The 12,662-nt window shown below is 37.7% G+C and carries 11 protein-coding genes, 1 other RNA gene and 1 pseudogene; 10 read left to right on the top strand and 3 right to left on the bottom strand.

All coding sequences use genetic code 11. The annotated features are described in order from the left end of the window. The first annotated feature begins 46 nt into the window (after window positions 1-46). The gene (rplL, locus tag JCM15457_RS03385; protein ID WP_034987679.1) at window positions 47-415 is read left to right on the top strand and encodes a 50S ribosomal protein L7/L12; all 369 of its coding nucleotides are present in this window, start codon (window positions 47-49) and stop codon (window positions 413-415) included. A 281-nt stretch (window positions 416-696) separates the two neighbouring features. Then, on the top strand, window positions 697-3,294 hold the full coding sequence (gene mprF, locus JCM15457_RS03390) for a bifunctional lysylphosphatidylglycerol flippase/synthetase MprF (protein ID WP_034987681.1): 2,598 nt from the start codon (window positions 697-699) through the stop codon (window positions 3,292-3,294). A 346-nt stretch (window positions 3,295-3,640) separates the two neighbouring features. Here the strand turns inward: mprF and nrdF are convergent, their stop codons facing one another. The 3 genes and pseudogenes from nrdF to nrdH all read right to left on the bottom strand — a co-directional run bounded on the left by nrdF (window position 3,641) and on the right by nrdH (window position 7,320). Beyond that, complete coding sequence (gene nrdF / locus JCM15457_RS03395) at window positions 3,641-4,597, bottom strand: class 1b ribonucleoside-diphosphate reductase subunit beta (protein WP_034987683.1); 957 nt, start codon at window positions 4,595-4,597, stop codon at window positions 3,641-3,643. Between the two features lie 21 nt (window positions 4,598-4,618). Further along, window positions 4,619-6,789 (bottom strand): annotated as a pseudogene (gene nrdE, locus JCM15457_RS03400) (class 1b ribonucleoside-diphosphate reductase subunit alpha). Window positions 6,790-7,089: 300 nt separating this feature from the next. Next, complete coding sequence (nrdH, locus tag JCM15457_RS03405; protein WP_034987685.1) at window positions 7,090-7,320, bottom strand: glutaredoxin-like protein NrdH; 231 nt, start codon at window positions 7,318-7,320, stop codon at window positions 7,090-7,092. A gap of 187 nt (window positions 7,321-7,507) precedes the next feature. Between nrdH and JCM15457_RS03410 the strand changes: the two genes are divergently transcribed. The 8 genes from JCM15457_RS03410 (at window position 7,508) to tmk (ending at window position 12,652) form a co-directional block, all read left to right on the top strand. Beyond that, window positions 7,508-8,116, top strand: a complete 609-nt coding sequence (locus tag JCM15457_RS03410) for a class I SAM-dependent methyltransferase (RefSeq protein WP_034988317.1) — start codon at window positions 7,508-7,510, stop codon at window positions 8,114-8,116. A 17-nt stretch (window positions 8,117-8,133) separates the two neighbouring features. Beyond that, window positions 8,134-8,661: a tRNA adenosine(34) deaminase TadA gene (gene tadA, locus JCM15457_RS03415; RefSeq protein ID WP_420836010.1), complete on the top strand. Its 528-nt coding sequence runs from the start codon at window positions 8,134-8,136 to the stop codon at window positions 8,659-8,661. A gap of 13 nt (window positions 8,662-8,674) precedes the next feature. Further along, window positions 8,675-8,761, top strand: an RNA gene (gene ffs / locus JCM15457_RS11875) — signal recognition particle sRNA small type. Window positions 8,762-8,858: 97 nt separating this feature from the next. Continuing rightward, the gene (gene dnaX / locus JCM15457_RS03420; RefSeq protein WP_034987689.1) at window positions 8,859-10,586 is read left to right on the top strand and encodes a DNA polymerase III subunit gamma/tau; all 1,728 of its coding nucleotides are present in this window, start codon (window positions 8,859-8,861) and stop codon (window positions 10,584-10,586) included. A gap of 23 nt (window positions 10,587-10,609) precedes the next feature. Further along, on the top strand, window positions 10,610-10,924 hold the full coding sequence (locus JCM15457_RS03425; RefSeq protein ID WP_034987690.1) for a YbaB/EbfC family nucleoid-associated protein: 315 nt from the start codon (window positions 10,610-10,612) through the stop codon (window positions 10,922-10,924). A 30-nt stretch (window positions 10,925-10,954) separates the two neighbouring features. Then, the gene (gene recR, locus JCM15457_RS03430; protein WP_034987692.1) at window positions 10,955-11,554 is read left to right on the top strand and encodes a recombination mediator RecR; all 600 of its coding nucleotides are present in this window, start codon (window positions 10,955-10,957) and stop codon (window positions 11,552-11,554) included. A 22-nt stretch (window positions 11,555-11,576) separates the two neighbouring features. Further along, complete coding sequence (locus JCM15457_RS03435) at window positions 11,577-11,816, top strand: YaaL family protein (RefSeq protein WP_152537263.1); 240 nt, start codon at window positions 11,577-11,579, stop codon at window positions 11,814-11,816. 185 nt (window positions 11,817-12,001) lie between these two features. After that, window positions 12,002-12,652, top strand: a complete 651-nt coding sequence (gene tmk, locus JCM15457_RS03440; protein WP_034987694.1) for a dTMP kinase — start codon at window positions 12,002-12,004, stop codon at window positions 12,650-12,652. Window positions 12,653-12,662 lie beyond the last annotated feature (10 nt).

The following is a 12,662-nucleotide window of genomic DNA, read 5'->3' on the forward strand; positions in this document are numbered from 1 at the left end:
CCCAAAATAAAGACTGAAAATTTTTTACAAATGGAGGATTTTAAAAATGGCATTAGATACAGAAAAAATTATTGCTGATTTAAAAGAAGCAAGTATTCTTGAATTAAACGATTTAGTTAAAGCTATCGAAGACGAATTTGGTGTTTCAGCTGCTGCTCCAGTTGCTGCTGCCGGTGCTGCTGGTGGAGATGCTGCTGCAGAAAAAGATTCATTTGATGTCGAATTGACTGAATCTGGTGACCAAAAGATCAAGGCCATCAAAGCTGTTCGTGAGATTACAGGGCTTGGCTTAAAAGATGCTAAGGGCTTAGTTGACAATGTTCCTTCAGTTATCAAGGAAGGCGTTGCTAAGGACGAAGCTGAAGAGCTTAAGACAAAACTTGAAGCTGTTGGTGGAGTAGTTACTCTTAAATAGTCAAGTATAATAGGCTCAAAATTTATTCTCAAGTTTGAGAATAGTAATTTGAAAGGATGGTAAGGTTTTCTAACTTATCATCCTTTTTCTTTTCTAGTCTTTAAAGGTATTAAAACTTTTGCAAAAGTAAAGATTCTGGATAATAGCTTGAATTTTTCAGCTGGTGCAAGGATAATGAGCTGGTAAAGGAATGGTAACATTAATATTTGCTGTTATCGCTGGCACTAATTCTTAGAGGAGCGACAAATGGCAGCCGTTTTTGAACGTGAAGTGGGGGTTTTATGTTAAAAATATTAAACAGATTTAAATCTTTTGTGGAGCAAAAGTTAAGTATACTTAAACTGTTATTTTTCTTCTCAATTTTAATTTTTATCTTTTTTGAAATTGGAAGAATCTTTAAGGGAATTGACTGGTTTCAAGTCAAAAATAGTTTAGCAGAACAGTCAGTGACTTCTGTAGTTTTGATGTTGGGATTGGGATTTGTTTCCATTATTCCAATGTTGATCTATGATTTTGAGATTATCTCTTTTCTTCCGGGAAAATTTTCAAAGTCTTATGTTGTAAAAAGTGGATGGATCACCAATACTTTCACTAATATTGCTGGTTTTGGTGGTTTTTTGGGTGCAACATTGCGGGCCAACTTTTATAGCAAAAATGCTTCAAAAAAACAGGTGCTGTTTGCATTATCAAAGATTGCACTATTTTTACTGGCGGGCCTTTCAATTTATTGCTGGATAGCCTTAATCAGTATTTTTGGTTTAGGAATTGGTAGAACATTTGCACAATACTGGCTCTGGCTATTTGGTGGTGGTCTTTATTTCCCAATACTGCTGTTTGTGACGCGTATCAGAAACAGTTCTTTTTTCAGTGATTTAACGTTGAAAAAAGAGAGCATACTAGTTTTAGGATCTACTTTGGAATGGGGAGCAGCTGGTGGCTTTTTCTTATTTATTGGTTGGATCATGGGCGTCAATGTTCAGATAGTGGATGTCTTCCCGCTTTACGTTATTGCTTCAATTGTAGGGATTGTCTCAATGATGCCTGGTGGTTTGGGTTCATTTGATATTTTTATGCTAGTAGGATTGACGAATTTGGGTGTATTGAATGAGACTAGTGTTGTATGGCTTTTGTTTTTCCGTCTCTTTTATTACATAGTTCCATTCATTGTTGGGATCATTTTGTTTATCCACGATACAGGAAGAAAAATTAATGCTTTTCTTGATGGCATTCCACGCTCGCTTTTGAGTAAAGTTGCCCACTTTGTTTTGACAGTGTTTTTGTATACTTCAGGAATATTGATACTGCTTGAATCAACAGTTCCTAACTTTGCTTTTAGCAATTCTTTTTTTGTGAAGCTATATCCGTATACTTTTCTTTTTCTAAGCCAGATATCAAGTATGGTTTTTGCTTTTTTACTGATTGGAATGGCACGTGGTATTGAATCGAAGGTTAAACATGCATTTTGGCCGACTCTGATTCTGCTTTCAGTGGGAATCATTAATACCTTGTGGCGCAGTTTTTCAATTGGAATGACATGTTTTTTGGCATTTGTTATGTTGAATGTCGTTTTTTCGCGGAAAGAATTATACCGTAATCATTTTCAATATTCATTTGGAAAACTTTGTTTTGATGGGGTGCTTTTTGCGGGAGTTTTTGTATTGTACGCAATCGTAGGCGCAATTAATTCAACACAGTATACAATCCATCATGCTGTCCCTGATGCATTATTATTTCCATCAGAAAAGCTCTGGTTATCAGGTTTTGTTGGGCTGGTGCTTGCGGCAGTTGCTTTGTTGCTGATGTTTAGATATTTATCGGCTGCAGAAGATAAATTTTCGAAGATAGCAGTTTTTCCTGAGGAACGAGTCAAGCAGGTAATTACCAACTTTGGGGGAAATGAAACAAGTCATTTAGCTTTTTTACGTGATAAGAACATCTATTTTTATCAAAAAGATGGTGAAGATCAATTGTTCTTCATGTACCGTAAAAAGGCAAATAAGCTGATTATTATGGGTGAACCGATCGGCAATCCGGTTTATCTCAAACAGGCTATCCTGCAGTTAATGCGTGCTGCTGATAAAGAGGGATATCAATTAACTTTTTATGAAGTAAACAGTCAATTGACACTGATCCTACATGAGTTCGGATTTGATTTTATCAAAACCGGTGAAGAAGGCTACGTTAAATTGGCCGACTTTTCATTGTCTGGCAAGAAAAAAAGAGCGCAAAGAGCATTGATGAACAAATTTGAAAGGGAAGGTTATCAATTTTCATTTGAAAAGCCGCCTTTTTCAGCAGAACAGATGGCTGAATTCAAAAAAATTTCTGACAGCTGGCTCAATGGACAAAATGAGAAGGGGTTTTCGCTAGGCTTTTTTGATGAATACTATCTTAGTCAGTCACCTATGGCCGTTATTCGTGACTCTAAGCAACGTGCTGTTGCTTTTGCAAGTATCATGCCAACAGGAGGAAAGCGAGTCTTATCTGTCGATCTGATGAGGCATTCAAAAGAAGCCCCTTCTGGCATTATGGATAAGATTTTCATTAGTTTGTTCGAATATGGACAAAAACAAGGTTATGACTACTTTAATATGGGAATGGCTCCATTATCAAATGTTGGCCGCTCTGAGTACAGTTTTATTGAAGAACGTGCGGCTCATTTGATTTACGAATATGGATATCATTTTTATGGTTTTCAAGGATTGCGTTCCTATAAAAACAAATATGTGACAGAATGGCATTCTAAATATACAGCCTATCGTAAAAGAAGTTCGGTTCTTATAACGATGTTACAATTAGCTTCAGTTGTTAACCAGAAAAACATGAGCACTCAAAAAAGGAAAAGAACACTTTTGGTTGCTAATTTCTTTAATAATTGAAACGGGTTAGTTCGTATAATGCAAAATAAAACGTACTAAGATTAAACAGTACAAAGTCAGTAATTTTAGTGCTAACGTGAAATTACGAACATAGCAAGTGGCGACCTGCTATGAGTAATTCGAGTTAGACGGAGAATTTTGACTCATGGAACACGTTTATACGGAATAAAAAGAGGAGCTGTGCCAAAAGTTAACTTTTGGCACAGCTCCTCTTAGTTATTTAAGACAAACATATTTTGCAATTGAAAATGTTCATTCAATTTTGATTTACTGAACTACTTTGTTTGTACTTTTACGTTAATGCACAGATAGCTCCAGTTGATGCTGCTTAAGTAGTACTTGGTAATTACTTAAAATCATAATCAGAATCTGTCATTGGCTCGACATTACCAAGCAGGTAACCATTGCCAACTTGTGAAAAGAAATCATGGTTCGAAGTGGAAGTTGAGATTCCATTCATAACTACCGGATCAACATCATCAGCGGTATCAGGAAAAAGAGGTTCAAGTCCAAGATTCATCAGAGCCTTGTTAGCATTATAGCGTAAGAAAACTAGTACTTTGTCTGACCATCCAACGGCATCATATAATTGATGGGTATATTTTTCCTCATTAGCATAAAGATCATAAAGTAAGTCATAGATCCATTCTTTTAAACTTTCTTGTTCAGAATCAGTCAGTTTTTTAAAACCAATTTGAAATTTGTAGCCGATATATGTTCCGTGAACAGATTCATCCCGTAGAATAAGTTTGATTATTTCACCGACATTTGCTAGTTTATTATGTCCTAGCCAGTAAAGGGGAGTATAAAAGCCAGAATAGAATAGAAAGGTTTCTAGAAAAACAGATGCAACTTTTTTCTCAAGCGGCGTACCCTTATGATAGATATTATTTATTTTTTGAGCTTTGTACTGCAAATAAGTATTGCTGTGAGTCCATTTGAAGATTGCTTCAATTTCCTTAGTTGTGTTAAGGGTTGAAAAAATAGAAGAATAACTCTTAGCATGAACAGACTCCATGAACTGAATGTTGTTTAAGACAGCCCGTTCGTGCTGGGTACGTATGTCTTTCATCAATGCATCCATTCCATCCTGAGATTGTACAGTGTCCAATAATGTGAGTCCACCAAAAACATGCTCGACGACTTTCTTATTCTCGGCAGTGAATTTGCGCCAGTCTGAAAGGTCGTTGGAAAGAGGAATACGAGTATCTAGCCAGAATTGTTCAGTTAATTTTTCCCAAGTCGCTTTGTCAATCTGATCTTCAAGTTCGTTCCAATTAATTGCTTGATAGTAATCTTCCATAAAATACCGAGCCTCTCATTTTTAAATAACGCAACTTTCGCATTCGTTTGCGCCCACTTCAGTTTGATCATCTGTAAATGTGCGGATGTAGTAAATAGATTTTATTCCCTTATGATAAGCGTAGTTTCGCAGAATTGACAGGTCACGTGTTGTCATCTTATCCGTGTGGCCATCTTTCCATTCATATAGCCCTTCAGGAATCGTTGAGCGCAGGAAAAGCGTTAAGCTCATGCCCTGATCTACGTGCTGCTGTGCTTCAGCATAAATATCAATTATTTTGCGCATGTCAGTATCATAGGCCGATTGATAATAAGGTATTGTTTCGTTGGAAAGATAAGGCGCAGGATAATAGATCTTACCTATCTTTCTTTCTTGGCGTTCTTCAATCCGATTGATGATTGGATGGAGACTCGCTGTTGTGTCATTAATATACGAAATGGAGCCGTTAGGTGCAACAGCCAGACGGTTTTGATGATATAACCCATATTGATGAACCTCTTTTTTTAGTTCATCCCAGTCGGCTTTTGTTGGTATAAAAATCTCTTTGAAGATTTCTTTAACCTCAGATGTTTTAGGGGCGAAATCATTTTGCAAATATTTGTCGAAATAACTGCATCGTAGTATTTACTCTTTTCAAATCCAGCGAAGGTTTCCTGCCGTTCTCTAGCAATTTTGTTGGAAGCTTTTAAGGTCCAATAATTTAACAACATAAAATAAACATTTGTGAAGTCAAGTGATTCTTTGGAACCATAATATAGTTTATTTTTGGCAAGAAAGGCATGCAGCCCCATTGCGCCCAGTCCAATGGTATGTGCTAGTCTGTTACCATGTTGAATGGAAGGAACAACGTCAATGTCAGAGTGATCTGTTACAAAAGTCAAAGCGCGGACCATCGTTTCAACCGATTCTCCGAAATCCGGCGAGGCCATTAAATTGACAATATTAGTTGAGCCAAGATTACAACTAATATCCGTACCGAGTTTGTCGTAAGTCTGAGTGTTATTTAATGTAGATGGCTTTTGAACTTGAAGTATTTCAGAACATAAATTACTCATAATTATTTTGCCGTCAATTGGGTTTGCACGATTAACAGTATCAATGTTGATGATATAAGGATAGCCTGATTCCTGTTGCAACTTGCTGATCTCAGTTTCCAGCTCACGAGCGCTTATTTTTTTCTTAGGAATGCGCGTATCGGCTACTAAATTATCATATTCCTTGGTAATATCAACGTAAGAGAATGGAACTCCGTAGACACGTTCAACTCCCCATGGATCGAATAGATACATATCTTGATTATTGCGGACCAACTCATAGAATTTGTCTGGGACAAGAACACCTAATGAAAGTGTTTTGACACGAATTTTTTCATCAGCATTCTCTTTTTTAGCAGATAAAAATGAGACAATATCTGGGTGGAACACGTTCAGATAAACAACTCCTGCCCCTTGACGTTGCCCAAGCTGATTGGAATAAGAGAAACTGTCCTCAAGTAGTTTCATAACGGGAACAACACCTGAAGCAGCACCTTGGATATTCTTGATAGGGGCACCAGCACCGCGCAGATTGCTGAGTGTAATACCAACGCCGCCTCCGATACGAGAGAGTTGCAATGCGGAATTGATGCCGCGCCCAATTGAATTCATATCATCGGTTATTTGAATCAGAAAGCAAGAAACGAGTTCACCACGGCGCTTGCGACCGGCATTTAGGAAGCTGGGAGTCGCTGGCTGATAGCGTTGATGAATTATTTCATCAGCGAGAGATAAGGCGAGATTTTCATCTCCATTTGCAAAGAACAGGGCATTTGCTGCAACGCGATCAATGAAACTCTCCAAGTACAAAGTATTATCATTCGTTTTGAGAGCGTACTGAGCATAAAACTTATACGCTGCCATAAAGGTTTTGAATTCAAAATGTGCATTGTCCAAAAAGTGATAAAGCTTTTCAATAAAGCTAAAGTCATATTTTTCAATAAATTCACGTTCTAGATAATCATGTGTGATAAGGTAGTTAAAGCGTTCTTTAAGGGAAGGGAAAGTCATCATGTTAGGTACAACATTTTCTCGTAAAAATGCTTCCAGAGCTTCCTTATCTTTATTTAGAGGTATTTGACCGTCCACAGGAATATTAATTTCATTGTTCAGATCATAATAAGTAACTTGATTATTATCTATTTGCTTGAGAGACAATTTTTTCACCACTTTCTTGATTTGTTGATATTAATAAAACTCGATTGTTAAAAATAGAAGGCATAAATTAACGGAACATAGCAGCCACTTGAGCAAGCTCTGACACGAAAAGTCCCAAGCCGTGATTGCCAGTTCCGATAATGTGTACTAAGTTTTCTTGCTGAACAAGAAAGTTATCAATTAGTTTGCATAGGAGCCTATGCTTTTAATCCGAAACATCTAGCTGAAAAAGAGCACTAACATCTCAAACTAGAGTAATCTTTATGAATGAATTATTGCTGAGCACATCAAAATAAAGCTCTACTGTGCGATTAAAGTTTTCAGAAGATCGGGACGAAAACCATTAATGATTGGGGCGCTATTTTTTTCAATCACCGGAACAGAGCGAAAGCCCTTTTCTTGAAGGTAGTCGATATATTGTGGTTCTTTGGTAATATTGTGTTCTTCAAAAGCAATTTGATGTTCTTTTAAAAATTTTTTCGTCATTTTACACTGAATACAGTTATTTTTTGTGAAAATTTCCAAACTCATAGTTGGCACCCCTTCTTAATATATTGTATGCTAAGTATACAGCAACTTAGAAAATAATCAAGTATTAAAGCACTATATGTAGACTTGGACAAGATTGAAATCACGAGATATAGTATTTAAAAAAATCCACGAATGTAGACGGTTTACGCAGCGTCGTTTACTAAATCATAGAAGGTTGGCATTATTGATGACAAATTACTATTATTCTAAGAATCCAGACATTAAGCACGATGAACAAACATGGGATTTTGAATTACTAGGAAACAATTTTACGTTCGTAACTGATAATGGTGTTTTTTCGAAGAGGACAGTTGATTTTGGTTCAAGATTACTAATTGAAAATTTTAAAATCAATGAGCAAATCAAAGGCGACATCCTTGATGTTGGTTGCGGCTATGGTCCGATAGGTTTAAGCATTGCCAAGAAGTATCCACAATATCATGTTGATATGGTTGATGTAAATGAACTTGCACTTGCACTTGCACAAAAAAATGCACAAAAAAATAACGTGATCAATGTAAGCATTCAGACATCAGATATCTATCAACAGGTTAAGAAAAATGATTATGCGGTAATTATTTCTAACCCGCCGATTAGAGCAGGGAAAAAAGTGGTTCATCTTATCTTGGAGGAAGCGTACACGCATCTTCAAAAAAATGGTAAAATCATAATTGTAATTCAAAAAAAACAAGGTGCCCCTTCTGCTAAGAAGAAACTTGAAGAAGTTTTCGGAAATTGCACAGTTATTGCTAAGGAAAAAGGATATTTTATACTTGAGAGTACGAAAGAATCGTAAGCAGAAAGGCTGATATAATAGTGGACCTAAGTGAAAAAGAAAAAGAATATTTCATGAAAGAGGCCATTTATGAGGGAATTCAAGCTGAAAGAATTGGAGAGGTACCAATTGGTTGTGTGATTGTTCTGAATGGTAAGATAATTGGTCGGGGTCATAATTTGCGTGAACATAGTCAAAATGCAACGATGCATGCAGAATTGTTGGCTATTCAGGAGGCAAATGCGTTTGTTTCTAGCTGGAGATTGCCTGATGCACAGATGTTTGTGACCTTGGAACCCTGCCCCATGTGTAGTGGAGCGATTATTAATTCAAGGATCAGGAAGGTCTATTATGGGGCTCCGGACCCTAAAGCAGGAACAGCTGGAACATTAATGAACTTATTGACAGATAAAAGGTTTAATCATCAGGTAGAAGTTGAAAAAGATTTGATGAAAGAACAGTGTGCCAACTTGCTCAAGAGGTTCTTCAAACGAATTAGGAAGCAAAAAAAATTAAAAAAAAATCAGAGTAAAACTAGCAATTCGAAGAAAAAACGTGTATCATAATAAGTGCCGTAAGGCCTTGAGGCAATGTCGTCCTTGTGAATCGTGTCAGGTCTGGAAGGAAGCAGCACTAAACTTGGTTCGGCATGTGTCTTAAGTTAATATGATATCGAAACTCTCGATCAATGCGGTCGGGAGATTTTTTTGAATTAGTATATATTGCAGCAAAAATAATGATTTTATGAAAAGAGGAGTAGAGAATGGGGTATCAGGCTTTATATCGTGTTTGGAGACCACAGAAGTTTGAAGATCTTGTTGGGCAGCGAATGATCACACAGACGCTGAAAAATGCAATCTCCACTGGTCAAACTAGCCATGCTTACCTCTTTACTGGGCCACGTGGGACTGGTAAAACTTCTGCAGCTAAAATCTTTGCAAAGGCGATCAATTGTCATCACCAAGAGAATGGCGAGCCCTGTAATAAATGTGAAACTTGTCGCGCAATCACTGAAGGGCGATTGAATGATGTTATTGAAATTGATGCTGCTTCTAATAACAGTGTCGATGAAGTCCGTGATATTCGCGATAAAGTTAAATATGCGCCCACTCAGGCTGACTACAAAGTATATATTATTGATGAGGTACACATGCTTTCGACGGGGGCATTTAATGCATTATTAAAGACACTCGAAGAACCGCCTGCAAACGTTGTTTTCATTTTAGCAACAACGGAGCCGCATAAAATACCGGCAACTATTATCTCACGTACGCAGCGCTTTGATTTTCGCAGGATAGATATGCATGACATTTATGAGCGCATGGTCTATATCTTAGAACAAAAAGAGCTGAGATATGATGAAAAGGCCTTGAAGGTCATCGCTAAGGCTGCCGCTGGTGGAATGCGTGACGCTTTAAGTATCTTAGATCAGGTTCTTTCTTTTGGTGACAGTGAAGTTACGCTCGAAAATGCGCTGTTAGTTACAGGAAGTGTTACGCAAGAAAAGGTAATTAATTATTTACAAAGTATCTTTGCACACAAAACAGCGCAAGCACTTGAAGAGCTGCAACTGATCTTAGAAGAAGGAAAAGATGCAAATCGCTTTATTGAAGATATTATTGATTACTATCGAACTTTATTAATATTTAAAACAGCACCTGAAATTCTAAAGGATGAAGAAACGAGTGAACTAGGGGAAGATTTTAAAAGTTTGGCTGAAAAAGCAGATACTAAGATTTTGTATGAAGCGATTGATATTCTAAATCAACAACAACAAAGCATGCGCTTTTCGACCCATACCGATGTCTACCTAGAAGTTTTGACAGTAAAATTGGCACAACTTACCATGGAGAATAATACTGTGTCTGCTGGAACTACACAGAAGATTAAACGGTTGCAGGAACAGTTACAAGATCTTCAGAAACAGATTGAGGACTTGAAGGTACATGGTGTCTCTATAGTGAATACCAAAGCATCTGGAGCATCTCAAATCAAAGGAACAGGTCAAACAAAAGCACAGAAACGTAATGCTCCAAAAGTTGATTTAAAAAAAGTTTATCCAGTTTTAACTAATGCAACACGTGATAGTCTGGTACAATTAAAGGGTGTCTGGGGAGATCTGATGACAATGCTCTCCGTTACTCAAAGAGCAATGATGAATATTACACAGCCAGTGGCAGCCAGTGAAAATGGTGTGATTGTGAGTTTTAAGTATGATTTTCTCTGTCAGAAAGCAATGGGCGACAAAGAGCTTATTCAGGCGCTAGATGATGGTTTGGAACGATTGGTTGGCGAGAGAATGACAATGGTATTCATTACTCAGACGCAGTGGCCGCAAATGAGACAAAAATATCTTGTTGAACATAAAGAAAAACTGGAAAATGGTAGCAAAGAGAGTAAGCCAAAGACTGCCCCAATTAAAAAAGATACCATTGTGGAAGAAGCTAAAAAAATGTTTGGCGAAGATATAGTTGAAGTAAAAGAAGATTAGTTTAATGAAAGGGTGTTATATCTATGATGCGTGGAATGGGAAATATGCAAGGTATGATGAAGCAGATGCAGAAAATGCAAAAGAATATGAAGGCAGATCAAGAAAAACTGGACCAAACGATTTTTACTGGGAAATCAGCTGATGATGCGGTAGTCGTGAAGTTTACTGGAAAACGTGAAATGAAGGATATAGCAATTAGTTCTGAGGCAGTTGATCCCGATGATGTTGAGATGTTGCAAGATTTGGTCATTATGGCAGTTAATGATGCAATGCAACAAATTGAAGAAGAAACACAAAAAACAATGGGCAAATATACGCGCAATGTTCCAGGCTTTTAACAAGAGTTTAGTGAGAGAGGAATCTTAGAGATGCAGTATCCAGAACCAATTGCAAAATTGATTGATAGCTATATGAAGTTGCCTGGCATCGGTGAAAAGACGGCTATTCGCTTGGCTTTTTACACAATAAGTATGGATCAAGACGATGTGGTTGAGTTTGCGAAAGCACTTGTAGCAGCTAAGAAAAACCTTCATTATTGCAGCATTTGCGGCAATATAACGGAAAATGATCCTTGTACTATTTGTGCAGATAAAAGCCGTGATCAAACTAAGGTGATTGTTGTTGAGCAATCCAAAGATGTGATGACGCTAGAGAAAATGCGCGAGTATCATGGTTTGTACCACGTTTTGCATGGGGTTTTGTCACCGATTGAAGGCAAAGGACCGGAAGATATTAATATTTCTAGCTTATTGAAACGGCTTCAGAAAAATACCGAGCTTTCAGAAGTTATTATTGCAACTAATGCTACACCAGAAGGTGAAGCGACAGCAATGTACATTTCAAGGTTGGTCAAACCGGCTGATATCAAAGTTACGCGTTTGGCACACGGATTGGCTGTAGGCAGCGATATCGAGTATGCAGACGAGATGACTCTTTACAAAGCAATTGAAGGTCGGCAGGAAATTTAATAACGAAAAGGGGCTGACAGTTTTGTTTGGCCGAAAGAAAAAGAAACTCAGAGCGATTTATGATGAACTTTTATTAGAAACAATTGATCGTGCCGCGGCTGACTGGGAAAATGCGAAGCAAACACAGCAGGCCGTGAGAGAAGTTGATGATGAATTAATAGCACAAACTGAATTGGCAGGCGCTAAGTATGAATTCCTATACTTAGAGGCACGAAGACGAAAAGTAAGAGGGCATGTCCAAGCATCCATTATTGAGCGTTGATCCAATTCAAGGAGATGTACCGTTCTTAATATGATTTAAGTGTGCAAGGCTGATTGCGAAACGAATGTTTTGTCGATCGGCCTATAATTTTGCATTCGACCAAATTGTGTTTAATCTTCAAGGTTAGACACACTGGCGCTAGTAAAGTAAAATATACTATAATAAAGTTAGTGAGGTTATTTGAAGTGAAGGGAAAGTTTGTGACATTCGAGGGGCCAGACGGTTCTGGGAAAACAAGTGTATTGCAGTCTGTTATTGCTCATCTTGAAAAAGCGGGGATAGATTATTTAGAAACACGCGAACCAGGCGGCAATCGGATCGCTGAAGCAATCCGCAAAATTATTTTGGACAAAAACCTAACGGAAATGGATGCACGAACAGAAGCTTTGCTTTACGCAGCTGCGCGGAGACAACATTTGGTTGAAACAGTTTTCCCGGCCTTAAGGAAGGGTAAGCTAGTGTTAAGTGATCGTTACGTAGATAGTTCAATCGCCTATCAAGGAGCGGGACGCAGAATAGGTGAGGAAGCAGTCGCCCAAATGAATGATTTTGCGACAGGCGGTCTAGTACCTGACCTTACTTTATATTTTGATGTTGCTCCAGAAGTTGGACTGCAGCGGATAAAAAAACATCGCTCAAACGAAATTGATCGTTTAGATATAGAGCCCTTAGCTTTTCATGAAACAGTTCATAAAGCATATTTAAAGCTGGCACAACAGGAAAGTGAGCGGATCATAAAAATTGATGCTAACCAGCCCTTAGGGAATGTGATCAATGATGCGCTCAGCCAATTAAGTGATAAATTGCCAACTTTTTTCGTTAAAGATAGTTTCTAAATGGGGGAAT

The organism is Liquorilactobacillus sucicola DSM 21376 = JCM 15457, from assembly GCF_000612445.1.
Lineage (GTDB): Bacteria > Bacillota > Bacilli > Lactobacillales > Lactobacillaceae > Liquorilactobacillus > Liquorilactobacillus sucicola.

Bases quoted from the DNA above. Each gene is read 5' to 3' on its own strand.
- rplL (WP_034987679.1), top strand. From the start codon at position 47: ATGGCATTAGATACAGAAAAAATTATTGCTGATTTAAAAGAAGCAAGT.
- mprF (WP_034987681.1), top strand. From the start codon at position 697: ATGTTAAAAATATTAAACAGATTTAAATCTTTTGTGGAGCAAAAGTTA.
- nrdF (WP_034987683.1), bottom strand. From the start codon at position 4,597: ATGGAAGATTACTATCAAGCAATTAATTGGAACGAACTTGAAGATCAG.
- nrdH (WP_034987685.1), bottom strand. From the start codon at position 7,320: ATGAGTTTGGAAATTTTCACAAAAAATAACTGTATTCAGTGTAAAATG.
- JCM15457_RS03410 (WP_034988317.1), top strand. From the start codon at position 7,508: ATGACAAATTACTATTATTCTAAGAATCCAGACATTAAGCACGATGAA.
- dnaX (WP_034987689.1), top strand. From the start codon at position 8,859: ATGGGGTATCAGGCTTTATATCGTGTTTGGAGACCACAGAAGTTTGAA.
- JCM15457_RS03425 (WP_034987690.1), top strand. From the start codon at position 10,610: ATGATGCGTGGAATGGGAAATATGCAAGGTATGATGAAGCAGATGCAG.
- recR (WP_034987692.1), top strand. From the start codon at position 10,955: ATGCAGTATCCAGAACCAATTGCAAAATTGATTGATAGCTATATGAAG.